This window comes from Nocardia niwae NBRC 108934 = DSM 45340 (assembly GCF_001613465.1).
GTDB lineage: Bacteria > Actinomycetota > Actinomycetes > Mycobacteriales > Mycobacteriaceae > Nocardia > Nocardia niwae.
This window is the reverse complement of record NZ_BDCK01000034.1, coordinates 90,453-116,871: the sequence shown is the minus strand read 5'-3', so window position 1 is coordinate 116,871 and position 26,419 is coordinate 90,453. Positions and strand designations below refer to the sequence as shown.

Below are 26,419 nucleotides of genomic sequence, written 5' to 3'. Positions count from 1 at the left end.
CAGCGCACCCCTACCACGGGATTCGTGCGCGGCGAGATCGAGCATCCGCCGTGGTTGCGCGGCGGGGCGGCAATTCAATACCGCACGCGCGAGTTCGCGTAGAGGCAGATCGCGGCGGCCGTCGCGAGATTCAGGCTTTCGGCGCGGCCGCGGATCGGGATGCGGATGCGGTGGTCGGCGCGGCGTGCGACGGCCGGCTCGAGACCGTGCGCCTCGTTGCCGAACAGCCAGGCCACCGGCTCGGTGAACAGCTCGTCGGCGTCGTCGAGGTCGACTTCACCGTTCGCCGCCGTCGCCAGAATCGTGATTCCCGCGGCGGCGATCGAATCCAGCGTCTCGGCCACGTCGCGGTGCCGCGCGATCGGCACGTGGAAGATGCTGCCCGCGCTGGCCCGCACGCACTTGCCGTTGTGCGGATCGACGGTATCGCCTGCCAGCACCACGCCGTCGGCGCCGACCGAATCGGCCACCCGCACGAGCGTGCCCGCGTTCCCGGGCTCGGCGATCTCGACAGGAACGGCCAGCATCCGCGGCCTCGCCTCGAGAATCCGGGACAAGGGCACGTCGAGCAGGTCGCAGACCGCCACCAATCCCGGAGCGGTGACGGTCTCCCCGAGATGCTGCGCCGCCCGATCACCGACCAGCGTGGTGCGGACGCCCGTCGCGGCCGCCCCGGCGATCAGCGCGTGGTCGCGTTCGGCGGCCGCCTTCGAATAGAACAGCTCGTGGACGCGCGCGGTCTCCAGCGCGGCGGTGACGGCGTTGGCGCCTTCGGCGAGGAACCGGCCCGCTTTGCGACGGTGCGCGCCGCGCTGCAGCTTGACAGCGGAAACGACCCGCGGATTGCGCTCACTGAGCGCTTCCACGGGTCGTTCCGAAAAGTGTCCGTGTGCCAACGACTGCGACTCAGGCGGCCGGCGCGTTGACATCCTGCGGCAGGGCGGCCTTGGCGACCGCGACGAGGCCGGCGAACGCCTCGGCGTCCGACACCGCCAGCTCGGCGAGGATCTTGCGGTCCACCTCCACACCGGCGGCCTTCAGGCCCTGGATGAAGCGGTTGTAGGTGATGTCGTTGATCCTCGCGGCGGCGTTGATGCGGGCGATCCACAGCTTGCGGAAGTCACCCTTGCGCGCCCGGCGGTCCCGGTAGGCGTAGGTGAGCGAGTGCAGCTGCTGTTCCTTGGCCTTGCGGTACAGCCGCGAGCGCTGGCCGCGGTAACCCTTGGAGGCCTCGAGGATGGAACGGCGCTTCTTCTGAGCGTTGACGGCCCTTTTGACGCGTGCCACTGGTCAGTCCTGTTCGATCTGGGGGCGCGGGGCAGCGCCCGGAAATGGGTCGGGGGTGGCGACGGAGATGCTCCGGTCGCGGTGTGCTTGCCGGTCTGCGCGCTGGCGCGATCAGAGACCGAGCAGCTTCTTCACGCGACGGACGTCGGCGGCGGCGACGACCTCCACGCCGTCCAGACGACGCGTCCGGCGGGAGGGCTTGTGCTCGAACAGGTGGCGACGGTTCGCCTGCTGGCGCAGCAGCTTGCCTTTACCGGACACCTTGAATCGCTTCGAGGCGCCGCTGTGCGTCTTCATCTTCGGCATGGATGGATTCCTCTATCTGTCGTCCCGGCGGTCGGGGCGGACCGCCGGTGTTCTGATCGGTGTTACTGCGGGCCGGCCGTCTCGGCCTGCTCCGCAGCGGGCTGACCGGCCGGGGCGGCGCTGGGCGCCGGGCGCGGGGCCGACTCCTGCTGCGCCTTCACCCGGGTCTTCGCACCCTTGTGGGGGGCGAGGACCATGGTCATGTTGCGACCGTCCTGCTTGGCCGAGGTTTCCACGAAACCGAGATCGGCGACGTCGGACGCCAGCCGCTGCAGCAGCCGGAAGCCCAGTTCGGGGCGGGACTGCTCGCGTCCCCGGAACATGATCGTCACCTTGACCTTGGACCCGGCCTCGAGGAAGCGAACGACGTTGCGCTTCTTGGTCTCGTAGTCGTGGTCATCGATCTTCGGGCGGAGCTTCTGCTCCTTGATCACCGTCTGCTGCTGGTTCTTCCGAGACTCGCGCGCCTTCTGCGCCGTCTCGTACTTGAACTTGCCGTAGTCCATGATCTTGCAGACCGGCGGACGGGCATCGGGTGCCACCTCGACCAGATCGAGGTCGGCTTCGAGGGCGACGCGTAGTGCATCTTCAACACGCACGATCCCAACCTGCTCGCCGCCAGGTCCGATGAGCCGGACCTCGGGAACACGGATGCGATCGTTGATGCGGGTCTCAGTGCTGATGGGGCCTCCTAGGTCAAGCGGTGTCGTCGGACGACCGCGCGCAATAACTGCAACCCCTGTTCAACACGAAGGCCCCGGTGCGATATTCCGCACACGAGGCCCGATGTCGACCGATCGCCGACCACGAGTGAACTCGGGTCGACTCTCGTGATCGGGTTCTCCGCGAGAACCACGGCACGAGAAACCCGCCCTCACGGGGCGGGTGACCGGACCGCTGGACCGTACGATGACTCGTCGGCAACGGTGGGAGTCGGGCTCCACTTATCAGCCCCAGGGCGAGCCCGGGGCGGTCGTCAGCGGAAAGTCTAACATTCCGTTCGGCTATCGCCGAATCGGGACAAAATCGCTTGCCCGGCCACCGCCGTCGTGCCAGGCTCCCCCGGTGCGTACACCCCGCCGTGACCTGCTCCGATGGCAGTTGGACCTGACCTGGGCGCTCGCCGGTATCCACCTCGACGCGCTCACCCCGGAGGACTTTCTCTGGGAACCCGCCGACCTCGCCTGGACGGTACGCCCCGACGCCGAAGGCGTGTGGCGCCCGGACTGGGCCGACACCGAGCCCGACCCCATTCCGGTCCCGACGATCGGCTGGCTCACCTGGCACATCGGCTGGTGGTGGGGCACGGCCATCGACCACGCCGAGGGCGTCACCCCACCGGCGCGGGAGGACGTGCATTGGCCCGGTGACGGCGCCGCGGCCGTCGCCTGCCTGCGCGAGCTGCACACCGAGTGGGCGCGCGTGCTCGACGGGTTCGACGAGACCGATCTGGACCGCCCCTCCGCCTACCCGTGGCCCGCCGACGCCGGGTTGACCATCGCGCACCTGGCGGGCTGGGTGAACGCGGAGCTGATGAAGAACGTCACCGAGATCGGCCACCTCCAGATGCTGCGGGCGGCGTCGCTAGCCTGAAGGCATGACTGACGAGCTCGACGCCTCCGTACGCGAACTGGCCGACATCCCCGCGGTCGAGGTGATCAGCCGCGCCGCCGTGATGTTGATGAGCTCGGCGGCCGAGAAGCTGGGACTGGCCGACGAGGACCCGGACACCAGCCCCCGCCGCGACCTGGACGAGGCGCGCCGCGTGATCACCGCGCTGGCCGGACTCGTCACGGCGTCGGTGGAGTACCTGGGCCCGCACGCCGGGCCGATTCGCGAAGGGTTGCAGTCGCTGCAACGCGCCTTCCGCGAATCCTCCGCGCATCCCGACGAGCCGGGCAAGGGGCCGGGCGAGAAGTACACCGGCCCCGTCCACTGACCGGCGCGCAGCACGGAGACGGCGCGCCCGCCGGACCTCGGTCGCGATGCGTGCGACGACGACCGGAACCGCGCACGCTATGCGCCGCCGCCCACGCGCGGCATGCGGCCGGGACACATTCACGCTTCATCGATCCCGTATGGATTTCCGAAACGCGGCCGGAAATTGTGAGCGAATCACGCCTTGGGACAACGATGTTTAGGAAATTTCCCAACGGGTAGGGCACAGTGAGCCCATGGCTACTCGGATTCTGCTGACTCCCGGATTCTGGCTCGGTGCGTGGGCGTGGGACGAGGTCGCACCCGATCTGCGACTGCGCGGCAACGACGTACTGGCACTGACGCTGCCGGGCCTGGACGACGCCGACCCCGACCGGCTGTCGGCCACCCTGGAATCCCAAGCGCAAGCCATCATCGACGCGGTGCCCGCGGGCGAGGCCGTCGTGCTCGTCGCGCACTCCGGCGGCGCGGCGCCCGCCTATCTCGCCATCGACCGCGCGCCCGGCCTGTTCCGCCGGGCGATCTACGTCGACAGCGCGCCGCTGCCGAACGGTTTCGTCATCAATTCGGCGCTGGATGTCGCCGCGCGCGAGTGGACCCTGCCGGACTGGCCGGAACTGGAGGCCGCGGGCAACAGCTTGGCGGGCTTGGACGACGCCGTCCTGACCCGGTTCCGCGAGCGTGCGGTGCCGGAGCCCGCGTCCGTCGCTGCCGCCCCGCTGCGCTTGAGCGACTCATCCGCCCGCCTGACGGTCCCGACCACCGTGATCTGCAGCAGCATGACCGCCGATGTGGTCAAGAAGCTGCGCGACAACGGGGAAACCCCACTCTTCGCCGAACTCGCCCGCATCGATGCCGAGTACGTAGACCTGCCCACGGGGCACTGGCCGATGTGGTCCAAGCCAAAGGAACTCGCCCAACTGATCCACACCATCGCCAACCGCTGACCCGGAAAGCGGCGCGGTCCCGGGTAATCCGGCCCACGCCGCATCGGGCGACGGGTCAGCCGACCGCCGCGGCCTTCCTCGCCGGGCGCTTGGCGGCCTTCTTCGCCGGAGCCTTCTTCGCGGCGCTCTGCGGCGCGGGCGGCTGGTCCAGCACCTCCTTCAGGAACTGGCCGGTGTAGCTGTGCGCGACGGCGGCGACCTCCTCCGGCGTACCCTCCGCCACCACGGTGCCGCCGCCGGAGCCGCCCTCGGGGCCCATGTCGATCACCCAGTCGGAGGTCTTGATGACATCCAGGTTGTGTTCGATGACGATCACCGTGTTGCCCTTGTCCACCAATCCGTTGATGACGTTGAGCAGCTTGCGGATGTCCTCGAAGTGCAGGCCGGTGGTCGGCTCGTCGAGGATGTACACGGTGCGGCCGGTGGACCGCTTCTGCAACTCGGCGGCGAGCTTCACCCGCTGGGCCTCGCCACCGGAGAGGGTCGGAGCGCTCTGGCCGAGGCGCACGTAACCGAGCCCCACGTCCACCAGGGTCTTGAGGTAGCGGTGGATCGAGGTGACCGGTTCGAAGAACTCGGCCGCCTCCTCGATGGACATGTCCAGCACCTCGGCGATGGTCTTGCCCTTGTAGTGCACCTCGAGCGTTTCCCGGTTGTAGCGGGCGCCGTGGCAGACCTCGCAGGGGACGTAGACGTCCGGCAGGAAGTTCATCTCGATCTTCAGCGTGCCGTCACCGGAGCAGGCCTCGCAGCGACCGCCCTTGACGTTGAACGAGAACCGGCCCGGCTGGTAACCGCGCACCTTCGCCTCGGTGGTGGCGGCGAACAGCGTGCGGATCTTGTCGAAGACGCCGGTGTAGGTGGCCGGGTTGGACCGCGGCGTGCGACCGATCGGCGACTGATCCACCTGCACCAGTTTGTCCAGGTGGTCGAGTCCGTTGACCCGGGTGTGCCTGCCGGGCACCTGGCGCGCGCCGTTGAGCCGGTTCGCCAGTACGGTCGCCAGGATGTCGTTCACCAAGGTCGACTTGCCCGACCCGGAGACGCCGGTCACCGAGGTCAGCACGCCCAGCGGGAAGGCGACATCGATGCCCCTGAGGTTGTGCTCGCTCGCCCCCACGACGGTGAGCTGCCGTTTCTTGGTGACCGGACGGCGCACCAGGGGCACCTCGATCCGCTCCCGGCCCGACAGATACGCCCCGGTCAGCGAGTTCGGATCGGTGAGCAGTTCTTCGTACGGCCCGCTGTGCACCACCGTGCCGCCGTGCTCGCCCGCGAACGGGCCGATGTCGACCACCCAGTCCGAGGCGCGGATGGTGTCCTCGTCGTGCTCGACCACGATCAACGTGTTGCCGAGATTGCGCAGGCGCGTGAGTGTTTCGATGAGCCTGCGATTGTCCCGCTGGTGCAGGCCGATGGACGGCTCGTCGAGCACGTACAGCACGCCGACCAGGCCGGAACCGATCTGGGTGGCGAGCCGGATCCGCTGTGCCTCACCGCCGGACAGCGTGGCGGCCGCACGCGACAGCGTGAGGTACTCCAGGCCGACGTCGAGCAGGAAGCCCAGCCGCGCCTGCACCTCCTTGAGCACCTGGCCCGCGATGGCGGCCTCGCGCTCGCCGAGGGTGAGCGAGTTCAGGAACGCCGAGCAGTCGCCGATGGACAGGTCGCTGACGTCGGCGATGGACTTCTTGTCGCCGTTCGCGGCGATGGTGACGGCGAGGATCTCCGGGCGCAGCCGGGCGCCGTTGCACACCGGGCACGGGATATCGCGCATGTACCCGTCGTAGTGCTCTTTCATCTGCTCGGACTCGGTGCTCTCCATGCGCCGCTGCAGGAACGGCATCACGCCCTCGAAGTCGGCGTAGTACGAGCGCTTGCGGCCGTAGCGGTTGGTGTAGGACACGTGCACCTGGTCGGCGCTGCCCTCGAGCACCGCCTTGCGCGCCTTGGGCGGCAGATCCTGCCACGGGGTGTCCATGGAGAAACCGATGGAATCGGCCAGACCGGACAGCAGCCGGGTGAAGTATTCGGCGGTCTGCCCCCGCGACCACGGCGCGATGGCGCCTTCGTTCAGGCTCAGCGCGGGATCCGGCACCACCAGTTCCGGGTCGACCTCCTTGCGGATGCCAAGGCCGGTGCAGTCCGGGCAGGCGCCGTAGGGCGAGTTGAACGAGAACGAGCGCGGCTCCAGGTCCTCGATGTCCAGCGGGTGACCATTCGGGCAGGCGAGGCGCTCGGAGAAGCGGCGCTCCCGATCGTGCGCGTGCTCGTCGCGGTCGACGAAGTCGAGCACCACGATGCCGTCGGCGAGGCGCAGCGCGGTCTCGATCGAATCGGTCAGCCGCTGTTTGGAAGCCGGTTTGACCGCCAGCCGGTCGACGACGACCTCGACATCGTGCTTCTCCTGCTTCTTCAGCTTGGGCGGATCGGTGAGCGGATACACCACGCCGTCGACCCGCACCCGGGAGTAGCCCTGCGTGTTGAGCTGGTCGAACAGGTCGACGAACTCGCCCTTGCGAGTGCGCACCACCGGAGCGAGCACCTGGAAGCGGATGCCCTCCTCCATGGCCAGCACCTGGTCGACGATCTGCTGCGGCGTCTGCTTGGCGATCAACTCGCCGCATACGGGGCAGTGCGGCGTGCCCGCCCGCGCGTAGAGCAGCCGCAGGTAGTCGTAGACCTCGGTGATGGTGCCCACGGTCGAGCGCGGATTGCGGTTGGTGGACTTCTGGTCGATGGACACCGCGGGCGAGAGGCCTTCGATGAAGTCGACGTCGGGCTTGTCCATCTGCCCGAGGAACTGCCGCGCGTACGCCGACAGCGACTCGACATAACGCCGCTGCCCCTCCGCGAAGATCGTGTCGAAGGCCAGGCTCGACTTGCCGGAGCCGGACAGGCCGGTGAACACGATGAGGCTGTCGCGGGGCAGGTCGAGATCGACACCCTTGAGGTTGTGCTCCCGAGCTCCGCGCACAGTGAGGCGTTCCGCCACAGCCGTCCCTTCTCCTTCGTGTTCGGCGTCCAGACATACCCCCGGCCGCCATGCTAGGCATGACCACCGACAAGTTTCGCGGACCGCCCGTCACCTCGATGAATGGCGGGACCCCGGCGGTCGGACGTTACGGATGGGGCCGGGAAACAGGCCAGGACGCCTCAGTAGCATCGCCCGCCCGGCACCACTGGTCAACAGCGCGCCGACACCGGGCATTCCCCCTGGCCGCCGCCCCCGCAGGCCGAGGCAGCCGGCATCCGAGCGACAAGTCGCCTGCGGTGGAGCCCGCCCGGCCGCGGCGGGCATGTGGTGCTCGATCCCACCCGCGCAGGTGTGATGAAGAACATCGCGCCCAGGTGTTCGACCCGGTCGGACGGCCTGGCGCGGTAGCTCCGGCGCGGCACCGGTCATCGCTCGGCCCAACTCCGCGACGTGCGCACCGGCCGCGACTACACTGAGCCCGCTGTGCGCACCCCACCGGCCACCCCGAATCGCCCATGACGCACCTCATCCCCCCTCTTCCGTCAACGGTGCTCGACACGTTGCGCGCCCTGCTGCGGACCGCGACCCGCCTGGTCGACGCCCGCTACGGCGCGCTCGGCGTCCGCGGGCACGACGAGCGGCTGGTCGAATTCCTCTTCCAGGGCGTCGACGACGCGACGCACACCCACATCGGCCGTTCACCCGAAGGGCAGGGCGTACTCGGACTGCTGCTGGCGCACCCGCGACCGATCCGGCTGGACGACCTGTCGGAACATCCCGCCTCCGTGGGCTTTCCGCCCAACCATCCCTCGATGGGCAGCTTCCTCGGCGTTCCGGTGCGGATCGGCGAGGAGATCTTCGGCAATCTCTACCTCACCGAGAAGGCGGGAGGGCAGCCCTTCACCGAGGACGACGAGGCCATCGTGCTGGCCCTGGCCGCCGCGGCGGGCATCGCCATCGAGAACGCCAGGCTGTACGAATCCGCGCGGACCAGGCAAGCGTGGATCGAAGCGACCCGCGATATCGCGACCGAGTTCCTCGCGGGTACGGCGCCGGACCTGGTGCTGGCGCAGGTGGTCGCGCGCGCCCGCGCGCTGACCGGCTCGCAGCAGGCGCTGCTGGCCGTGGTGCCACCGGCGACGCCGCCCGACGAAGCCACCGAACTCGTTGTGGCGCAATGGTTCGGCCCGGGCCCGGGACCCGGACGGGTGCACGTCGCGGGCACCGCGACCGGCACGGTGTTCACGCAGCGCACACCGGTGCAGGTGTCCGGCGCCGGGCCGGAAGACCTCGGCGCCGCCGTCGGCGCCGCGGGGCCCGCGCTGGTGCTGCCGTTGCAGACCGCCGATCTCGTGCTCGGCGTGCTGATCCTCGTGCGTCCACCCGACGGCGCCCCGTACCCCGGCGACCTGGTCGAGCTGACCGCCGCGTTCACCGACCAGGCGGCGCTGGCCATGCAATTGACCGAGACCCAGCGCAGGATGCGCGAGCTCGACGTGCTCGCCGACCGCGACCGCATCGCGCGTGACCTGCACGATCATGTCGTCCAACGGCTGTTCGCGGTCGGGCTCGGGTTGCGTGCCACCGCGGCCCGCACCGACGATATCGAGGTGCGGCGGCGGCTTTCGGCGGAGATGGATGGCTTGCAGGAGGTCGTGCAGGAGATCCGCACGTCGATCTTCGACCTGCACGGCGGCGATCCGCTGCGGCGGCGGCTCGAGGACGCCGTGCGCCAGCAGACCGCGGATGGCGCGTTCCGGGCCAGCGTGCGGTTCGCCGGACCGCTGTCGGTGGTGGGCGACGCCCTCGCCGACCACGCCGAGGCCGTGGTGCGCGAATCGGTCAGCAACGCGGTGCGCCACTCCGGCGGCAACCGGCTCGCCATCGAGATCACCGTCGACGACGAGCTGACCGTGCTCGTCGAGGACAACGGAACGGGCATGCCGGCGGAGGTGACCCCGAGCGGGCTGGCCAACCTCGCGCAGCGCGCGACCATGTCCGACGGTCGCTGCACGGTTGGTCGGGCCGAGAACGGCGGGACCAGGGTGCACTGGTCCGCGCCACTGGCCTAGCGATCAGGCGGGCGCCACGAGCGCCAGATCACCGTCGTGGCGACGGTACAGCAGCGCGCCGCGGCCGCTGTCCGGGTCGGTGCAGAACAGGAACGGCAATCCCCTGCCGCACAACAGATTCGCCGCTTCGACCGAATCCAGGCAGGCGGCGGGTTCCGCGTCGACGACGATCGGCGGGGTGCTGCGGACCATCTCCGGCGACCGGATCGGCGGATAGGTCGCCGTCTGGCGGATGAGCCGCACGCCCGGCGCCGCCCAATGCACCACCGCGTCCTCACCGGTCTCGGCGTCGGTGAACAGGTGGGCCTCGTAATCCATGGCGTCCAGCACCGCGACCGCTTCGGCGGGCGTGCAGGTGGACAGGGCGCACCGCTTACGGCGGACGATCGGACGCGGAGCACCGGCGCGGGCCAGCGGGGGCCGGGCCGGATCGGGCCAGGTCCGCGCCTCCCGCGCGGCCATCCGGGCCAATCGGCGGTCGAGCCGCTCGGCGGCGAAGGTCACCGCGAACCCGCGCGGCCCGGTGACCTGGACCCGGATGACGACGTCGAGATGACGCACGTCGACCTGCACGACCGTCGGCGCGTCCGGATCGGACGGCGCGCTCAGACGCACCCGGGCGGGCGCGTCGAGATGATGCCGCCGCAGCACGCGAGTGACGGCGCGCACCGCCCGCGTGACGTCCAGGACGGCCACCTCCCCTCGCGTGGTCACCGCCACTTCCGGACCGGCGGCCGTCGTCCACTGTTCCGATGCGCATCGCAGTCCTGATGATGAGACCATCTGCATTGCCCCGCTTTCCAGATCGATCCGTCCCGTCCCTATGCCAGCACTGCGAGCGGTGCCGCGAACAGGGCCGAAAGTCCCCATCGGCGAAAAGGGCTGGCGCAGTCGGGATTCAGGTTCGTGACAGAGCAGGCGGTCCGATTACTCGCATCGGGAAATACATTCGGCCCGTACACATCACGGTTGAGCAGCGCCGAGCACCACGGCGGAGTTGTGCCCACCCATGCCGAGGGAGAGTTTCAGGGTGATGCCGCCCTCGAACGGCGCCGGGCCGTCGAGCAACCGCGGATGCGCGGGCGCGACGATCGGGGGCGCGGGCACGATGCCGCGGTCGTAGCCGAGCGCGGCCGCCGCCACCTCGACCGCGGCCGCGGCGCCCTGACAATGGCCCGCCAGCGGTTTCAGCGCGTAGATGTGCGGGCGGTCGGCGAACACCTGCTGAAGCAGATGGTGCTCGGCCATGTCGCACTGCCGGGTCCCGGTGCCGTGCGCGTTGAAGTAACGCACGTCCGCGGCGGTGACGCCCGCCGCGGCCAGCGCGCGGCGCGTGCAATCGAGGATCTGCTCGTGCGCCGGGTCGACCGAGACCACGTGATAGGCGTCGTTGGACATCGCGCCGCCCAGCACCGCCACGTAGGGCCGCTCCGCCGAACGGGTCAGCACGAACGCCACCGAAGCCTCCCCCATGCTGAACCCGCGGCTGCCCTGCTGGAAGGGTCGGCACGCGTCCATCGGCTCGGCGTCGGTAACCGCGGCGCCGAGCCGGACGAAACTTGCCAGCATGTCGGGGGTGGCGGACAGGTCGGTCGCCACGAAGATCACGTCGTCGGCCATGCCCGCGTCCAGCCAGAGCTTCGCGGTGATCAGCGCCACGTTGGCGGAACTGCACGCGGCCGAGACGTTCATGGCCGGACCGTGGAAGCCGAATTCCTGCATCAGCATCGAGACCGGCGTCGAAGGCAACAGCCGCAGGTACTCCCTGGACCGGCGGTTGCCCCCGTCGACGAGGTAGAAGTCGCGCCAGTTCGCCACGTCGCCGAGAACGATGGCGTGCAGCAGGCCCACGGTGCGGCCGGGCCGCCAGCCGCGGGCGCGGGCGTCGGTGACGGCCTCCCGCGCCGCCTCGTGCACCGCCCGGCCGTAACGGCTGGTGCTCACCTCGGGGTCGCCGCCGTCGGGCACCAGCGCGACCCACGCGTCCTCGTCCCGGCCGGGCCCGTAACCCGATCGCAGGGCCGCCGCCGACTTGCCGCTGAGCAAGCCGTCCCACAGGCGCTCCCGCCCCCATCCGTAGCCGGTGATCGCACCGATCCCGGCGATGGTCATCTGATCTCGATGCCCCGGCGGAGTCGGCACCCGCGCGGCGCTATTCGGGTCGGCACCCGGCATGAATCGCTCCTTCGCCGGCTGCCCGGGACGCTCGAGCGGTTCGCCCCTCCTCGACGCGACAACCGGTATCTGCAATGATCGCCGGATCCGGGCCGAGAACGTGCCAGTACTGTGATCGAAGCAATAGCGTGGACGGTGTGATCTTGTCCACGTCGATACCAGAATAATCCCGTGTTCCAATGGCCATAATGGGGTCGATGATCGGGGGTTCGAGTGGGTGACGACAAGCTGGCCGCCGCGGTCGACGCCGCCGAACAGCTGGCTGCGCGCTACCGCTCCCTGGTCGAACACACTCCGGACGGGATCTGCGTGCACGAGCGCGGGCGGGTCGTCTACGTCAACCCGGCGACCGTGCGGCTACTCGCCGCGGAGGATGCCGAGGAGATCGTCGGCCGTCCGCTGACCGACTTCGTCCACCCCGCGTCGGTCCCCTCGATGCTCGACCGCATCAGCACCCTCACCACCGCGGGCGCGGCCTCCATCCCCACCGAGATGACGCTGATGCGCGTGGACGGCGGCACCGTCCCCGTGGAGACGGTGTCGGTGCTGACCGCCTGGCACGACCGCCTCGCCTACCAGGTGGTGATCCACGACCTCACCGCCCAGCGTCACGCCGAGGCCGCGCAGCGCCGGGCCGAGCACTACTTCACCACGGTCGTCTCCCAGCTGGAGGAGGGCGTCGTGGTGATCGATCCGGAGGGCCGGATCGAATCGATGAATCCGGCGGCCAAACGCATCTTCGGCACCGAGGGGCCCGACCGGCAGGTGATCGGGCGCACCATCCAGTCGCTGCCGCTGGTGCTGCTGGACGCGAACGCCCAGCCCCTGCCGCCGAGCCGGCATCCGGTGGCGCGCACGCTGGCCACGGGCGAGACCATCACCGGCTACGTCTTCGGCGTCGACCGGGTGGACGGACAGCGCCGCTGGCTGTCGGGCAGCAGCCGGCTGCTCAATCCCGGCGACCCGCGCTCGTCGGCGGTGTCCTCCTTCGCCGATATCACCGAATTCCGTGCCAGCAGAAGGCAATTGGAGTATCAGGCCACTCACGACTCGCTCACCGGGCTGGCCAACCGCTCGCTGATCCTGTCCCAGCTGGCAGCCGCGCTGGCCAGCACCGAGGAACTGCTGCCGGTGTCCACCGTGCTGTTCATCGATCTGGACGGTTTCAAAGCGATCAACGACACCCTCGGGCACGCGATCGGCGACACCGTGTTGCAGATCGTCGCCCAGCGGTTGCAGCGCGCGCTGCGCGGCGACGACATCGTCGGCAGACTGGGCGGCGACGAATTCCTGGTCCTGCTGTCCGGCCGCACCCGTCGCGTCGACATCGAAGCGCTGGTGAGCAGGCTGCGCTCCACCATGGCCGAGCCGATCATCGCGCGCGGGCACCGGATCGAGGTGAACGCCTCGATCGGCGTCACCGAACTGGGGGTGGGCGATCGGCGCAGCCCGGAGTCCGTGCTGCACGACGCGGACCTGGCGATGTACCGGGCCAAACCCCCCGGGCGCCGGGAAGGCACCGTCACCAAGGGCCGTAGGCCGAACAGCACCCACGCGTCCTGACGAGCTCGCGCATGATCATCGAACACGCCCTGCTGCCGGTTCGCCCCGAGCGCGCGGCCGATTTCGAGGCCGCCTTCGCCGCGGCGCGGCCGATCATCGCGAGCATGCCCGGTTTCCGGTCGCTGTCGCTGTCGCGCGGAGTGGAGTCGCCGGGCAGCTACCTGCTCCGGGTGGAATGGGACCACATCGACGATCACGTCGTCGGATTCCGCGGTTCGCCGGAATACCAGCGCTGGAAGGATCTGCTCCACCACTTCTACGACCCGTTCCCGGCGGTCGAGCACTTCGCGCCGGTAGCCCTCACACCGTCGGACGAGTTCACCCCCGTCCCGCCGCAGGGGCCCCCGCCTGGGCTTACGGCGAGCCCGCCGCAACCCCAGTAGAATCGACAACTCTGCTTTCCGTGCGTGCGCCTGCCCGGCCGGGTGATGCGCTCACGCCTGTTCGCGGTGACAAGGAGTTCAGTTTGCCCGACCTCACTCAGGACCGTGCCGCCCAGGACGGCGCTCCCGAGCGGACCCGCGAGACCGAGCAGGAACAGGCGTACCTGTCGGTGCTCTACGAGCGGCTCGACGAGATGCGCGCCTACGCGCGCAACCGGTTGCGCACCGTGCTGCTGGAGACCGGGGGCACCCCGCAGGCCCGCAGCGAACGGGAGTCCTTCAGCCAGCTCTACACCGAGGACCTGGCGAAATACGACGCCGCCGAGCACGGCCTGTGCTTCGGCCGCATCGACCTGGACGGTGCGCAGGAGGAGTACCGCTACATCGGCAGGCTCGGCATCCTCGACGAGAAGGACGATTACGAGAGCCTGCTGCTGGACTGGCGCGCTCCGCTGGCGCGGCCGTTCTACCTGGCCACCACCGCGGCGCCGGACGGCGTGACCCGGCGCAGGCACATCCGGTCGCGCAATCGCAAGGTCACCGCGATCAACGACGAGTACCTCGATCTGGAGGCCGCGCGCCGGGCCGGGGCCACCGGCGCCGACGGCGGTGTCGGTAGCGAGAGCGCGCTGCTGTCCGCGCTCAACGCCGCCCGCACCGGCCACATGAACGACATCGTCGAGACCATTCAGCACGAGCAGGACGCGATCATCCGCTCCGAGCACAAGAGCGTGCTCGTCGTGCAGGGCGGGCCCGGCACCGGCAAGACCGCCGTCGCGCTGCACCGCGCGGCGTATCTGCTCTACACCTACCGCCAGCAGCTGGCCAAGAGCGGCGTGCTGATCATCGGACCGAACGCCACCTTCCTGGACTACATCGGGCAGGTGCTGCCGTCGCTCGGTGAGACCGGCGTGCTGCTGTCCACCATCGGCGACCTCTACCCGGGCGTGCGGGCGGCGCGCGAGGACTCGCTGCGCGCCGGCGAGATCAAGGGATCGCTGAGCATCCTGGAGGTGCTCAAGCAGGCGGTGCGCGACCGGCAAGAGGTGCCCGGCGAACCGATCCGGTTGAGCTTCGACGGCTATCCGGTCACGCTGGATCGCAAGATCGCCACCAAAGCCCGCGGCCGCGCCCGGTCCTCGCGGCGCCCGCACAACCTGGCCCGCCCGATCTTCGCCGCGTCGGTGGTCGACGCGCTGACCGATCAGCTCGCGCAGACGATGGGCGCCGACCTGTCCGGCGGCCCCAGTCTGCTCAGCTCGGCCGACCTCACCGAGATCCGCGACGAGATGCGCGCCGACCCGCAGATTCAGAAGGCCATCGCGAAACTCTGGCCCATCCTGTCCCCGCAGGACGTCCTGGCCGACCTGCTCGCCGACCCCAAGCGCCTGGACCGGGCCGCGAGTTCGCTGGACCCCGCCGACCGGGCCGAACTGCTGCGGCCGGACAACGGGCAGTTCAGCGCCGCGGACGCGCCGCTGCTCGATGAGCTGGCCGAACTGCTCGGCGTGGACGACACCGAGGAACGCGAACGCGCCCGCCGCCGCTGGCGCACACAGATCGCCGAGGCGCAGGACGCCCTCGACATCCTCACCGGCTCCGCGCCCCAGGATCTCGAAGACGACCTCGACCCCGAGATCCTGATGGCCTACGACCTGATCGACGCGAGCCAGCTGGCCGAACGCCAGGACTTCCGCGCCCGCCAGACCACCGCCGAGCGCGCCGCGGGCGATCGCACCTGGACCTACGGCCACGTGATCGTGGACGAGGCGCAGGAGCTGTCGGAGATGGCCTGGCGCATGGTGATGCGGCGAATCCCGAACCGGTGGGTCACCGTGGTCGGCGACGTCGCGCAGACCGGCGACCCGGCGGGCACGTCCTCCTGGCAGCGGATGCTGGAGCCCTACGTCGCGTCCCGGTGGAAGCTGACCGAGCTCACCGTCAACTACCGCACGCCCGCGGAGATCATGGACGTCGCCGCCGACGTCCTGGCCGCCATCGATCCGACGGCGACCGCGCCGCGCTCGGTCCGCGAGACCGGCGTCGCACCGCGGGCGTACCGGGTCGCGCCCGGCGACGTGCACGCGGAGGTCGCCCGGCTGGTCGCCACCGAGACCGGGCCGGGTACCACCGCGGTGCTCGCTCCGCAGGCGCTGGTGGCCTCGCTGGCCGACCTGGCGGGCCAGGCCGTTCGGGTGCTGACCGTGCACGAGGTGAAGGGCTTGGAGTTCGACGCGGTGTACCTGGTGGAACCGCAGGCCATCCTCGACGAATCACCGCGCGGGCTCAACGATCTGTACGTCGCGCTGACTCGCGCCACCCAGCGCCTGGGTGTGGTGCACAGCGCGGACCTGCCCGGCGTGCTCGACCGGCTGCGCTGATCGGCCGCACACCCGAAACGACGAAAGGCTCCGTGGCCCTCGCGATCGCGAGAACACGGAGCCTTTCGACCGTTGCCGCACTCAGCGCACGGTGTGCACGATCAGGACGTCGGAGCGGGATTTGCGCGCCACGTCGGAGGGCACCGAACCGAGCAGCCGCCCGGCCAGGGTGTTCAAGCCCCGGTTGCCGACGACCAGAAGGTCGGCGTCGACCTCCTTGACCAGCGCCAGCAGCGACTCCACCGGCTCGCCGACGATGGCGCGCTCGACGATGTCGGCCGCGCCCGCCGTGATCGCCTTGTCCCGGGCGATGCGCAGGATCTCGTTGGTCGGCGCGGAACCGCGTACCTGGTAGGCCTCTTCCTTGAGCACGTCGGCCGCGGCGGCGACGTCACGGTCGTCGGTCGGGTAGTACGCGCAGGCCACGATCAGGGTCGCGCCGGACACGCCGGCCAGAGCGCCTGCCTTCTCGACGGCGACATACGACGAGTCCGAGCCATCGGTACCGACGACAATGGTCCGGTAGGCGGTCATTCTCTCCTCCAACTATGCGGTGGGTCGGGTGCCGCGGGCGGGTTCGTCCCGGCTCGACCGGGGGCCCGGCGCGGCGACTGGGCTCGACCATAGCGGCAAATGGTGCGGAAATTTGAGAAATCGCAAGACATCACACCGGGGGTCCGCGCTCCATTCCCGCCGCGGATTCGCCAGGGAATGCGAGAAGGCCGGACCAACCAGGGCAGACGCAATTCCACCGAACTAAACTTGTGAGGTGCCACAACCGCCTCGAACCCCATTGCGGGCCTGGGATATTCATCACAGAGCCAGGTCCGTCACACGAAGAGCGGCCCGTCGCGCAGGTGAATCACGTGTCCGGACCGGGCCGATCGGGGCCGGACCATCGCACGGCCGGAGCCGCCGCCGGTAGTTTGCTCAGAATATGCCGAGAATCGCTCCTATGCCGTTCATGGCTTCGTCTTCCGGGGCGGTCGGAAAGGACGCGCACAATTGGCGCGGATCCCCGGTCAGAGGTCGAAAAGCGGTCCGGTGATGGTCAATCCGAGTTCGTCGACATGGGCGAAGAACGCGAACAACATCAGGGCGGCGCCGGCCAGGGCCAAATCCTTGTTGAACTGGATCAGCTCGGTTTGCTTGGCCTCCCCATCCGTCTCCTGCCAGAACCGGTGCATCACGAAAGCGGTCGGCAGCAGCGCGAGGACGAGCAGCAGCGATCCGAGGTCGGCCCAGATGCCCAGCAGCACGCTCAGGCCACCGACGGCGAACAGCGCGCCCGAGCCGAAGACGGCAGCCTTCGCCATCGGCACGCCTTTGCTCTGCGCATACCCCGCCATCGTGTCGGTCCGGGTGAAATGGCCGAGGGCGGAAGTCAGGAACAGCACCGCGAACAACACTCGTCCGATCAACACCACGACGTCCATGTCGGCTCCTCGTCGCACTAGGGCAACTAAGTCCTCGTCGGCATGATCTTGGCGGTGACCTCGTTGCGGAAACGTAGCGAATTCTTGGCATATTCCAGCGGGGCCATACCCACTTCCGTGGTGAACTCACGCGAAAAGTGGGCCTGGTCGAAATATCCGAGGTCGGCGGCCAATGCGGCGAGGTCTTCGGTACGGCCCTTCGCGAGCAGTTCGGCGCCGTCCTGCAACCGATAACGCCGCAGCACCCATTTCGGCCCCGCGCCGACATAACGGCGGAACATGCGCTGCAGCGTGCGGGCGGGCACGCCGAAGCGCTCGGCGATCTGATCGACCCTGGTCAGCTCTTGGTCGGTGGCCATGGCATCGACGATGCGCCGCACCAATCGATAGGTCCGGTCCTCGACCGCGGGACGGTCCGCGAGGTACTGCTCGACGACGCGGCAGCGCTGCTCGACCGTCGCCGCGTCGAGCACCCGCTCGGTCAGGTTCGCGCCATCGGGCAGCACGTCGGCGACGGGCACCGCGCGGTCACGCAACGAGCCGACATCCACGCCGGTGAACGCACCGAATCCGCCCGCACAGAAGCGGATACCGAACGTCTCGCCGAGCCCGCTGAGTTCGCGCATGAATTTCGTGGTGACCACACCGTTGACGAATCCGCCGGTCCGCGACCCGGACCGTTCGAAGGTGACGTTCACGCTCGGATACGACAGCACCTCCGCCCGGTACGGCGGCCTGCCGCGCAGGTCCCAGCGCACCGCCCAGTACCACTCGACGTAGCGGTCCACCGCGGGCCCCGGCGGCACGCGGATCAGGGACCGATGCTTCGCCTGCTCGTCCGGATGCAGGATTCCCTTGGTATCGGTGGGTGTGGGCGGATTGCGGGCCTGCGGCGGCTCGGCGGCGGGTTCGGCGCTATGCGGCACGATGTCGCTTTCTTACAAGACCCGGCGTCCGCGACCGGCAACAGTAGTGGTCATGACGAACACAGTGAATCCCATCGCCGATGGCTACCACTCGATCACCTGTTTCCTCGCGGTCGGCGACGGCAACAAGGCGATAGATTTCTACACCACCGTTTTCGAGGCCGAGGTGATCACCCGCAACGACCTGCCCGATGGGCAGCCCGCACACGCGGAACTGAAGATCGGCGACTCGACCTTGCAGATGGGCTTGCCGATCCCGGACAACGGAGTGCTGGCGCCGAACGGCGAATGGGTGCACACCTCGATCGTGCACTACTGCCCCGATGTCGACGCGGTCGTGCGGCGCGCCGTCGAGCACGGCGCCCGCAACGTCGAACAGCCGCAGACATTCGTGACGGGTGACCGGTTCGGCGTGATCATCGACCCCTTCGGCCATCGTTGGGTGGTGCTCACCAAGGTCGAGGACGTCTCGCGCGAAGAGGCCGAGCGCCGGGTGAACGAATGGATGGCCACCCAAGCCTGACGGCTCGGCTGCCTCCGCGGCCGTTCGAGGAACGGCTCGCGGAGGCAGCGCCGCTGCTGTGCGGGTCAACTCAATCCGGCGGCGTCCATGCCGCGCAATTCCTTCTTCAGATCGGCGATCTCGTCGCGCAACCGCCCGGCGAGCTCGAACTGCAGTTCGCGAGCCGCGTTCATCATCTGCGCGGTGAGTTCTTTGACGAGATCGGCGAGTTCGGCGCGCGGCATCGACTTGACGTCGCGGCCCTCGTAGACACCCGCGCTCACCGCCCGTCCGGGCTCGCCCTGCGCCCGCCTGCCGCGGCTGGCGTTGCGCCCGGAGCCGCCGACCTCCACCTCGGTCGCGTCGGCCTCGCGGTACACCTGATCGAGGATGTCGGCGATCTTCTTGCGCAGCGGCTGCGGATCGATCCCCATTTCCTCGTTGTAGGCGATCTGCTTCGCGCGGCGGCGCTCGGTCTCGTCGATGGCGAACTGCATGGAGTCGGTGATCTTGTCCGCGTACATGTGCACTTCGCCGGAGACGTTGCGCGCCGCGCGGCCGATCGTCTGGATCAGCGCGGTGGTACTGCGGAGGAATCCCTCCTTGTCCGCGTCGAGGATCGCCACCAGCGACACCTCGGGCAGGTCGAGACCTTCGCGCAGCAGGTTGATGCCCACGAGTACGTCGTATTCGCCGAGCCGCAGCTGCCGCAGCAGCTCGACTCGGCGCAACGTATCGATCTCGGAATGCAGGTAGCGGACCCGCACGCCCAGCCCGAGCAGATAGTCGGTGAGATCCTCGGCCATCTTCTTGGTGAGCGTGGTGACCAGGACGCGCTCGTCGCGCTCGGTGCGTTCCCTGATCTCGTGGATCAGATCGTCGATCTGCCCCTTCGTCTGCTTCACCACGACCTTGGGGTCGACCAGGCCGGTCGGCCGAATGACCTGCTCGACCACCTCGCCGCCGGTCTGCCCGAGTTCGTACGGACCGGGCGTGGCCGATAGGTAGACCGTCTGCCCGATCCGATCGGCGAATTCTTCCCAGGTCAGCGGGCGGTTGTCCACCGCGGACGGCAATCGGAAGCCGTACTCCACCAGGTTGCGCTTACGGGACATGTCGCCTTCGTACATCCCGCCGATCTGCGGGACGGTGTTGTGCGACTCGTCGATGACGAGCAGGAAATCCTCCGGGAAGTAGTCCAGCAGCGTCGCGGGAGCCGAACCGGCCGGGCGGCCGTCGATATGGCGCGAGTAGTTCTCGATGCCGGAGCAGAACCCGACCTGCCGGATCATCTCCAAGTCGTACTGGGTGCGCATGCGCAGCCGCTGCGCCTCCAGCAGCTTGCCCTGGCGTTCCAGCTCGGCGAGCCGATCCTCCAGTTCGGCCTCGATGTCGCGCACCGCGCGCTCCATCCGATCCGGGCCCGCCACGTAGTGGGTGGCGGGGAAGATCCGCAGCATGTCGACCTGGCGGACCACATCGCCGGTGAGCGGATGCAGGTAGTACAGCGCCTCGATCTCGTCGCCGAAGAACTCGATGCGGACGGCGAGTTCCTCGTAGGACGGGATGATCTCCACGGTGTCGCCGCGCACCCGGAACGAGCCGCGGGTGAACGCCATGTCGTTGCGGGTGTACTGCACGTCGACCAGCAGCCGCAACAGCGCGTCCCGGTCGATCTCGGAGCCGACCTCCAGCTGCACCGAGCGGTCCAGATACGACTGCGGCGTGCCGAGGCCGTAGATGCACGACACCGAGGCGACCACCACCACGTCGCGCCGGGACAACAGGCTGGAGGTCGCCGAATGCCGCAATCGCTCGACGTCGTCGTTGATCGAGCTGTCCTTCTCGATGTAGGTGTCGGTCTGCGCGATGTACGCCTCGGGTTGGTAATAGTCGTAGTAGGAGACGAAGTACTCGACGGCGTTGTTCGGCAGCATCTCGCGCAGTTCGTTGGCCAGCTGGGCCGCGAGCGTCTTGTTCGGCGCCATCACCAGCGTCGGCCGCTGCAACCGCTCGATCAGCCAGGCCGTGGTGGCCGACTTTCCCGTACCGGTGGCGCCGAGCAGCACCACGTCGCGCTCCCCCGCTTTGATCCTGCGCTCCAGCTCGGCGATCGCGGCCGGCTGGTCACCCGCCGGCTGGTGTTCGCTGACCACCTCGAACCGGCCGCCGACGCGCTCGATCTCGCCGACCGGACGGAACTCCGAGTGCGCGAGCGGCTGCTCGGCGGCCCGCTCCTCGAAGCCCTCCGCCGGAATCTCGGTTGCGAATGCCATGCTCACCAGCGTAGGCCCACCCACCGACAGGTTCCCGGGGCGCAGTCGGACCGTCAGGGCCGGCCCCCCGCCGGAGCATCGGAGAATGTGAGCCTGATCACGTCGGCACCCCGTCGCGTCGCCATGCCACCGCCGGAGTCACGGGGAACTCTCGAGCCGCCCCGCCACGGCCGGAAGATGCCGCGGCACAGCCGGGCCACCGGGCCGGAGGCGTACGCCGAAGGCAATCCCGCCGAAGGCGATCCCGCCGACGGCAAAGAGGAATGCCCGAGCGATCCGCGGCGAAAGCAACTGCCCCGCAAAGCTTTTGCCGAGCACACACGAATCGCCCTCGGGGCCGGAGAAGTTGCCGCGGAAAGCCGCGTGAGCGGGTGCGCGCCAACGCACCGCACAGCCGTGCGGAGGCCACTGCGAGCGGACGGTTACATGTCCGAAATGTCCGTTGCGGCAACATGTTTCGTGTGGAAGAACACCTTATCGCGAACCGCGCGACGACCCCGCGTCAGGTGTAACCTGATCTGGTTGTTCGGACGTGGTGAAGGACAAGAGCCATGAGCGGTCTGCTTCCATTGCTCGTCGCCGTACCGGCCGTCACCGGCCTCGCGGGGTACGTCGCCAGAGATATCCGCGCGGTGGTTCCCTCCGTCGCCGGCGCCGCCGCGGCCGCCCCACCAGGGCCGATCGCCGCGGCCAGACCGGCGCCGCACCGGCCGAGGGTGGAGTTCTTCAATCTGGCCGAACTCACCAATACCGACGCCAAGGGCTTCGTCCGCCCGGTCGATCGTTTCCATGCCGAACCGTGGGGCCTGTACATGGCGCGCCGGGTCGGCGGACCGGATTCGCACTACCTGGAATCCTGGTTGCTGCCGCAACTCTCGCTGCGCGCGACGCTGGCGCGGACCAACCCGGCACACCACCGGGAACCGGTCTACCGCCTCGACGTTGGGGAGTTCACCCGCGTCGGCCAGAAGCGCTGGAAGGCGGTGGACCAGTACCTGTCCATCGCCGTGCGCCGCGGGCGCACCGCCGAACTGCTCGGAGTCGACGAGTTGCTCGCCGCGCATGCCGCCGGGCTGGTCGACACCGCGCAGGCGCACCGGGCCTTCGAGCGGGCCACGGCCGTGCTGGACGGGCTGGCGGCGCACGAGCACCGCGTGGAGAGCTGGCTCGCCACCCACGGCATCGTCCTCACCTGGATGTAGCCCGCCGATTACTGCCCCGGCTCGACGCGTCGAGAACGGCGGTAGATTCTTGATGCATGACGCAGGCACCCATCGTCGACGTGCACCGGCCCAAGGTCGAGTACTTCAACATCGCGGATCTGACGAACACGGATCCGAAAGGTTTCGTGCGTCCGGTCGAGAAGTACCACGTCGAGCCGTGGGGCCTGTACATGGCCCGCACCTCGGATCACCCGCAGTTCCACTACATCGAGTCGTGGTTGCTGCCGAAACTGCACCTGCGCGCGACGATATTCCACTATCTTCCCGCGCATCGGCGCGACCAGGACTACTACCTCGACATCGGTGATTTCACGGCGGTGGCCCCGAAGAAGTGGAAGTCCGTCGATCACTACCTCGACATCGTCGTGCGCTCCTCGCGCGAGACCCAGTTGCTGGACGTCGACGAGCTGATCGCCGCGCACGCCGCGGGGCTGATCGGCCTCGCCGAGGCCGAGGCCGCCGTGCAGCACGCGACCGCCGCCATCGACGGCATCGCCGCCAACGGCCACACCTTCGAGGGCTGGCTGGAAACCATGGATATCACTCTGACGTGGCTGTAGCTCCCGCACTCGGCCGATTCACGTCGCGAGCGACCCTCCGTCGCACATCGGCACCGTGCGACGGAGGAATCGGCGGGTCCGCTTCGTCGCGCCGGACCGACGCCGCCGGTACCGCCTCGAACGCGCCCGCCGTTACGGCGCCGACGAGTCCCGCCAAGCGAGAGCCCTGAGATAGGCGGCGTCGAACCACGGCTCCTTGACTCCGAGGTAGGCCGCGGTCGCCTCCGCGCCGCTCAGGCCCGCCGCCGCGGCTTCGCCCTCACGCTTGACGGCGACGTACTCCGCGCGGGCCTCGGCGTCGGCGCGCAGCCAGTCCCGCAGCAGCAGCGCGTACTGCTGCCCGGGCGAACCGTCGACGCGCACGTGCACGTTGGCCAACCGGCCGGGATCGGCGCTCTGATGGAAGCGCTTGGTCCACAGAGTGGTATCGACGCCAGCGGGGTCCCGCGGCGTCGGCTTGGGATTGTCCTGGGTGTTGTCCGGACGCACCGGGAATCCCGCCGCGCCGAGAGTGTCGCGCAAGCCGTCGGCGGCGGTCAGATCGGCGACGGTGATCTGCAGATCGATCACGTCCTTCGCGGGCAACCCAGGCACCGACGTGGAACCGATGTGATCGATCCGGGACGCGGCGCTTCCGCAGGCCACCCACAGCCGGGCGATCAGCCGCTGCGCTTGCGCGGGCCAACCCGGATCGGCGGGCACGAGCCGGATGTCACCGCGGCGCGCGGGCGTCCCGCCACGAAGATTGCGCTCGAATGGCACCAGACGCTCGGCCCACAGTCGGCGCACCTGCTCCTCGACCGCACCCGGCGCGCCGCTGTTATCCAGCAACACATCGGCAACGGCTCGGCGCTGTTCGTCGGTGGCCTGCGCGGAAATACGCGCGCGCGCATCGGCTTCGGCGACACCGCGGAATTCCACCAGGCGGCGAATACGAGTTTCCGCATCGACATCGACGATAAGCACGAGATTCATCAGCGGCGCGAGACCGTTTTCCACCAGAAGCGGAATATCCTGCACCACAATGGCATCCGTGGGCGCGGCGGCGATCAATTCCGCCGTACGCTTCCCGACGAGCGGATGGGTGATCGAATTCAGTTTCGCGCGCGCCTCGTCGTCACCGAAGGCCTTGGCGGCCAGGGCCGGCCGATCGAGGCTGCCGTCCGCGGCGAGGATGCCTGCGCCGAACGCCTCTACCAGCGCGGCCAGGCCCTCGGTGCCCGGCTCGACCACTTCCCGGGCAATGAGGTCGGAATCGATGACCACCGCGCCGAGGTCGGCGAGCGCCCGGGCCACCGTCGACTTCCCCGCTCCCATGCCTCCGGTGAGGCCGATTCGTAACATTCGACCAGTCTCGCATCCGGACCAGGCCCTGGCGTCCGCCGCCCCGAGCGCGCCGCCCGCCCGCCGGACCGGACGAGGCCGGTCCCGCCGATTACCCGGTAGGCCCGCGCATTCCACCACCCGTGACGCCATTTGCCCGATCCGTGACAACGCCGAGACCGATTCGCAACAATTCCGGACGTTTGCCGTTCCACCGCGGCGACTTTCCGACACGCCGGGGCAATTACTCGGGCAAAATACTCTGCCGCGCACTTTCGTTCCGCTAATCTTCGCCGTGGCGATCCAGGCCGACACCAGCGAAGCAAAGGAACACCATTGGGCACCAGAATCAACCAGACGGGTCGCCACCGCCTGGGCATGGCGGGGCGAGTGCACTGCATTCAGATCCCCGCTGTCGCGGCGGCGCTCGCCGAGCACCGCCGCTCTTGGTTCACCGCGTTCATCAGTCCCGCGCGGCACAGTTTCGCTGCCATGCGGAACCGTCCGGCCGCACCAGCGGTCCGGTGGGTACCTGCTACCGCAAGCTGAACCCGAGTTCGAAGTGGCCCAGCCTCTAGCCAAGGCTGGGCCACTGCTTTGCGTGCGCGGGATTCGGAGTCCAGCACGGTAACCGGCCCCGCCGCACCACCCTTTACGTCGGCAGCACCCGGCCTCGCCCAGCAGAAAATGCAAGTACAGATGCAAGATCAGTTACCTGCACCAGGGCCGAGCGCGCCGGTCGGCGCATCGTCTCACGACGGTTCCGATTGCGGAAATAACTCGTGTCGTGCGACGAAAAATGCCCTCCGCCCATGCCGCCGACAGAAATGTTTTCCCGCTATCCGGTGATTTCGCGCACATCCGAGCGGGCGGCGCGATGGCCGAACCCACGCGGACCGATCCAGCCATCCCGGGCAATGGAGGAAGCGCCGGGAAGGAAGGCGCGGCGCCGAATTACCGCAACACCGAAACCGATGACGGTGTTGGCGACGCGGACACCGGCACAATATCCCGCGCATCCGAACCTTGCCGATTATGGATCTGGCGCATTACCGGCAATCTCGAGTTCCGTGACCACACACCGGCGAAGCCGGGCGAAACCAAGCCATGACCGAGCGCCAGCGCGAAGCGGCCGGGCAACTCGCCGACGACGAGGCCGACCTGCGGGCCGGACTGCTGGGCGCCCTCACCATCGGCGTGGTGATCGGCCGCCACCTGCTCGAACTGGAGGGCTTGCGCGACGCGCCGCCACAGCGCATCATCGCCTTGCTGCGCCACGCTTTTCATGACATCGCGCACGGGCCCATGGAGCCGGGCTCCCGCGCGACGACAGCGCCGGCACGCTAGAGCTACGCCGCTCCGGAGTCGCCGCAGCGGCCATTACTCAAAAGCCGAGAGAGCGAACCAGATCGCGCATCTCCGCGCGAAAAAGCTTTGCCGGGTCCTGGGATTGCGGACGTAGGTGGCCGTACACCTCGAGCGCGATCGGCCCGTGCATCCGGCCCCACATGCGCAGCGCGAGGGCGAGTGCGTCGGGGGGCAACTCCGGGAACTCGGACCGGACATGCTCGACCAAGCCCGCGTCGAAGTCCGACCACGCGCAGTCACCCGCGGACTGCGTCGCCGCGGCCCGGGGCCAGGCGGCGGCGGCGAGACCGACCAGGCCGGTGCAGGCGCGCAATTCGGCCGCGACGGCGGGTCCACCCGGCGGCGGTCGATAACCGGCGACCGGGTCTCCATAGATGAGCCGGAATTCGGCGGGTCGCTCGACCGCCCAAGCGCGCACGGCGTCGGCCCAGGCGACGATGCGTGCGGCGGGATCTTCGGCCGGAACGGCGTCGCGGGCCGCTTCGAGCCGGTCCACGAGGGCGGTATAGACCTCCGAGATGAGGGTGGAGATCAGATCGTCGCGGGTGGCGAAGTAGCCGTAGATCGCGCCCGCCGTCATCCCCATCTCGCGGGCGATGGCCCGCAGCGAGATCGCGTCCGGGCCGCCCTCGGCCAGCAGCCGCATCGCGATCGTCTCGATGTCCTCCAGCGTCTGGGCGCGCAGACGCTCCCGGCGACTTGTCCCGATCTCGGCCACGGTTGACACTCTACAACGTTCGGCTACTATCTGCCGTGTCTTTACTGAACGCCGTGTA

Annotated in this window: 24 protein-coding genes and 1 pseudogene; 12 read left to right on the top strand and 13 right to left on the bottom strand. The window is 69.0% G+C overall.

The window, feature by feature from the left end:
- Nucleotides 1-74: 74 nt before the first annotated feature.
- The 4 genes from NNI01S_RS24345 to infC all read right to left on the bottom strand — a co-directional run bounded on the left by NNI01S_RS24345 (nt 75) and on the right by infC (nt 2,321).
- Nucleotides 75-866: a TrmH family RNA methyltransferase gene (locus NNI01S_RS24345; RefSeq protein ID WP_063022450.1), complete on the bottom strand. Its 792-nt coding sequence runs from the start codon at nt 864-866 to the stop codon at nt 75-77.
- Nucleotides 867-906: 40 nt separating this feature from the next.
- The gene (gene rplT, locus NNI01S_RS24340; protein ID WP_039797323.1) at nt 907-1,287 is read right to left on the bottom strand and encodes a 50S ribosomal protein L20; all 381 of its coding nucleotides are present in this window, start codon (nt 1,285-1,287) and stop codon (nt 907-909) included.
- Between the two features lie 111 nt (nt 1,288-1,398).
- On the bottom strand, nt 1,399-1,593 hold the full coding sequence (gene rpmI, locus NNI01S_RS24335) for a 50S ribosomal protein L35 (protein WP_063022449.1): 195 nt from the start codon (nt 1,591-1,593) through the stop codon (nt 1,399-1,401).
- A gap of 62 nt (nt 1,594-1,655) precedes the next feature.
- Nucleotides 1,656-2,321, bottom strand: a complete 666-nt coding sequence (gene infC, locus NNI01S_RS24330; protein ID WP_083887487.1) for a translation initiation factor IF-3 — start codon at nt 2,319-2,321, stop codon at nt 1,656-1,658.
- A 337-nt stretch (nt 2,322-2,658) separates the two neighbouring features.
- On the opposite strand from infC, the gene NNI01S_RS24325 reads away from it, so the two are divergent.
- From NNI01S_RS24325 to NNI01S_RS24315, 3 genes are all read left to right on the top strand, one after another.
- Nucleotides 2,659-3,186, top strand: a complete 528-nt coding sequence (locus NNI01S_RS24325; RefSeq protein WP_063022448.1) for a DinB family protein — start codon at nt 2,659-2,661, stop codon at nt 3,184-3,186.
- Between the two features lie 4 nt (nt 3,187-3,190).
- Nucleotides 3,191-3,532, top strand: a complete 342-nt coding sequence (locus NNI01S_RS24320) for a DUF1844 domain-containing protein (protein ID WP_063022447.1) — start codon at nt 3,191-3,193, stop codon at nt 3,530-3,532.
- Nucleotides 3,533-3,767: 235 nt separating this feature from the next.
- Nucleotides 3,768-4,478 (top strand): alpha/beta fold hydrolase, encoded by a 711-nt coding sequence (locus NNI01S_RS24315; protein WP_063022446.1) that lies wholly within the window; start codon nt 3,768-3,770, stop codon nt 4,476-4,478.
- A gap of 55 nt (nt 4,479-4,533) precedes the next feature.
- On the opposite strand, the gene uvrA is transcribed toward NNI01S_RS24315, so the two are convergent.
- Entirely contained in the window at nt 4,534-7,473 is a 2,940-nt protein-coding gene (gene uvrA, locus NNI01S_RS24310) for an excinuclease ABC subunit UvrA (RefSeq protein WP_063022445.1), read from the bottom strand.
- A gap of 497 nt (nt 7,474-7,970) precedes the next feature.
- On the opposite strand from uvrA, the gene NNI01S_RS24305 reads away from it, so the two are divergent.
- A complete protein-coding gene (locus NNI01S_RS24305; RefSeq protein WP_084489267.1) occupies nt 7,971-9,527 on the top strand; it encodes a sensor histidine kinase in 1,557 nt (518 codons plus the stop codon).
- 3 nt (nt 9,528-9,530) lie between these two features.
- On the opposite strand, the gene NNI01S_RS24300 is transcribed toward NNI01S_RS24305, so the two are convergent.
- Complete coding sequence (locus tag NNI01S_RS24300) at nt 9,531-10,241, bottom strand: sigma 54 modulation/S30EA ribosomal C-terminal domain-containing protein (RefSeq protein WP_245676351.1); 711 nt, start codon at nt 10,239-10,241, stop codon at nt 9,531-9,533.
- A 249-nt stretch (nt 10,242-10,490) separates the two neighbouring features.
- Entirely contained in the window at nt 10,491-11,639 is a 1,149-nt protein-coding gene (locus tag NNI01S_RS24295) for a beta-ketoacyl synthase N-terminal-like domain-containing protein (protein WP_063022443.1), read from the bottom strand.
- A gap of 276 nt (nt 11,640-11,915) precedes the next feature.
- Here NNI01S_RS24295 and NNI01S_RS24290 point away from each other — a divergent pair, with 276 nt between their 5' ends.
- From NNI01S_RS24290 to NNI01S_RS24280, 3 genes and pseudogenes are all read left to right on the top strand, one after another.
- A complete protein-coding gene (locus NNI01S_RS24290) occupies nt 11,916-13,265 on the top strand; it encodes a diguanylate cyclase domain-containing protein (RefSeq protein WP_063022442.1) in 1,350 nt (449 codons plus the stop codon).
- 11 nt (nt 13,266-13,276) lie between these two features.
- Nucleotides 13,277-13,561: pseudogene (locus NNI01S_RS24285) on the top strand (antibiotic biosynthesis monooxygenase family protein); the annotation flags it as partial.
- A 170-nt stretch (nt 13,562-13,731) separates the two neighbouring features.
- Nucleotides 13,732-16,029, top strand: coding sequence for a HelD family protein (locus NNI01S_RS24280; protein ID WP_063022520.1), 2,298 nt, complete (start codon nt 13,732-13,734; stop codon nt 16,027-16,029).
- Nucleotides 16,030-16,110: 81 nt separating this feature from the next.
- On the opposite strand, the gene NNI01S_RS24275 is transcribed toward NNI01S_RS24280, so the two are convergent.
- The 3 genes from NNI01S_RS24275 to NNI01S_RS24265 all read right to left on the bottom strand — a co-directional run bounded on the left by NNI01S_RS24275 (nt 16,111) and on the right by NNI01S_RS24265 (nt 18,391).
- Complete coding sequence (locus tag NNI01S_RS24275) at nt 16,111-16,563, bottom strand: universal stress protein (RefSeq protein ID WP_063022441.1); 453 nt, start codon at nt 16,561-16,563, stop codon at nt 16,111-16,113.
- A 488-nt stretch (nt 16,564-17,051) separates the two neighbouring features.
- A complete protein-coding gene (locus NNI01S_RS24270; protein ID WP_063022440.1) occupies nt 17,052-17,465 on the bottom strand; it encodes a DoxX family protein in 414 nt (137 codons plus the stop codon).
- 26 nt (nt 17,466-17,491) lie between these two features.
- Nucleotides 17,492-18,391, bottom strand: a complete 900-nt coding sequence (locus tag NNI01S_RS24265; protein ID WP_084489263.1) for a helix-turn-helix domain-containing protein — start codon at nt 18,389-18,391, stop codon at nt 17,492-17,494.
- Between the two features lie 52 nt (nt 18,392-18,443).
- On the opposite strand from NNI01S_RS24265, the gene NNI01S_RS24260 reads away from it, so the two are divergent.
- Nucleotides 18,444-18,914 carry a VOC family protein gene (locus NNI01S_RS24260; protein ID WP_063022439.1) on the top strand — a complete coding sequence of 157 codons (471 nt, stop codon included), beginning with the start codon at nt 18,444-18,446 and terminating at the stop codon, nt 18,912-18,914.
- A gap of 65 nt (nt 18,915-18,979) precedes the next feature.
- Here the strand turns inward: NNI01S_RS24260 and uvrB are convergent, their stop codons facing one another.
- Entirely contained in the window at nt 18,980-21,169 is a 2,190-nt protein-coding gene (uvrB, locus tag NNI01S_RS24255) for an excinuclease ABC subunit UvrB (protein ID WP_063022438.1), read from the bottom strand.
- 551 nt (nt 21,170-21,720) lie between these two features.
- Here uvrB and NNI01S_RS24250 point away from each other — a divergent pair.
- Nucleotides 21,721-22,371: a ribonuclease FAU-1 family protein gene (locus tag NNI01S_RS24250; RefSeq protein WP_157114947.1), complete on the top strand. Its 651-nt coding sequence runs from the start codon at nt 21,721-21,723 to the stop codon at nt 22,369-22,371.
- Nucleotides 22,372-22,427: 56 nt separating this feature from the next.
- Complete coding sequence (locus NNI01S_RS24245) at nt 22,428-22,952, top strand: ribonuclease FAU-1 family protein (protein WP_063022437.1); 525 nt, start codon at nt 22,428-22,430, stop codon at nt 22,950-22,952.
- Between the two features lie 132 nt (nt 22,953-23,084).
- Here the strand turns inward: NNI01S_RS24245 and coaE are convergent, their stop codons facing one another.
- The gene (coaE, locus tag NNI01S_RS24240) at nt 23,085-24,296 is read right to left on the bottom strand and encodes a dephospho-CoA kinase (RefSeq protein WP_063022436.1); all 1,212 of its coding nucleotides are present in this window, start codon (nt 24,294-24,296) and stop codon (nt 23,085-23,087) included.
- Between the two features lie 766 nt (nt 24,297-25,062).
- Here coaE and NNI01S_RS24235 point away from each other — a divergent pair.
- Entirely contained in the window at nt 25,063-25,386 is a 324-nt protein-coding gene (locus NNI01S_RS24235) for a hypothetical protein (protein WP_157114946.1), read from the top strand.
- A complete protein-coding gene (locus NNI01S_RS24230; protein WP_063022434.1) occupies nt 25,383-25,622 on the top strand; it encodes a TetR/AcrR family transcriptional regulator in 240 nt (79 codons plus the stop codon). Before NNI01S_RS24235 ends, NNI01S_RS24230 begins: the two co-directional genes overlap by 4 nt.
- 37 nt (nt 25,623-25,659) lie before the next feature.
- Here the strand turns inward: NNI01S_RS24230 and NNI01S_RS24225 are convergent, their stop codons facing one another.
- Nucleotides 25,660-26,361, bottom strand: coding sequence for a TetR/AcrR family transcriptional regulator (locus NNI01S_RS24225; protein ID WP_063022433.1), 702 nt, complete (start codon nt 26,359-26,361; stop codon nt 25,660-25,662).
- Between the last annotated feature and the right edge of the window lie 58 nt (nt 26,362-26,419).

Bases quoted from the DNA above. Each gene is read 5' to 3' on its own strand.
- NNI01S_RS24245 (WP_063022437.1), top strand. From the start codon at position 22,428: ATGACGCAGGCACCCATCGTCGACGTGCACCGGCCCAAGGTCGAGTAC.
- NNI01S_RS24230 (WP_063022434.1), top strand. From the start codon at position 25,383: ATGACCGAGCGCCAGCGCGAAGCGGCCGGGCAACTCGCCGACGACGAG.
- NNI01S_RS24250 (WP_157114947.1), top strand. From the start codon at position 21,721: ATGAGCGGTCTGCTTCCATTGCTCGTCGCCGTACCGGCCGTCACCGGC.
- NNI01S_RS24295 (WP_063022443.1), bottom strand. From the start codon at position 11,639: ATGACCATCGCCGGGATCGGTGCGATCACCGGCTACGGATGGGGGCGG.
- uvrB (WP_063022438.1), bottom strand. From the start codon at position 21,169: ATGGCATTCGCAACCGAGATTCCGGCGGAGGGCTTCGAGGAGCGGGCC.
- NNI01S_RS24315 (WP_063022446.1), top strand. From the start codon at position 3,768: ATGGCTACTCGGATTCTGCTGACTCCCGGATTCTGGCTCGGTGCGTGG.
- NNI01S_RS24270 (WP_063022440.1), bottom strand. From the start codon at position 17,465: ATGGACGTCGTGGTGTTGATCGGACGAGTGTTGTTCGCGGTGCTGTTC.
- coaE (WP_063022436.1), bottom strand. From the start codon at position 24,296: ATGTTACGAATCGGCCTCACCGGAGGCATGGGAGCGGGGAAGTCGACG.
- rpmI (WP_063022449.1), bottom strand. From the start codon at position 1,593: ATGCCGAAGATGAAGACGCACAGCGGCGCCTCGAAGCGATTCAAGGTG.
- NNI01S_RS24275 (WP_063022441.1), bottom strand. From the start codon at position 16,563: ATGACCGCCTACCGGACCATTGTCGTCGGTACCGATGGCTCGGACTCG.
- NNI01S_RS24260 (WP_063022439.1), top strand. From the start codon at position 18,444: ATGACGAACACAGTGAATCCCATCGCCGATGGCTACCACTCGATCACC.
- NNI01S_RS24320 (WP_063022447.1), top strand. From the start codon at position 3,191: ATGACTGACGAGCTCGACGCCTCCGTACGCGAACTGGCCGACATCCCC.
- NNI01S_RS24305 (WP_084489267.1), top strand. From the start codon at position 7,971: ATGACGCACCTCATCCCCCCTCTTCCGTCAACGGTGCTCGACACGTTG.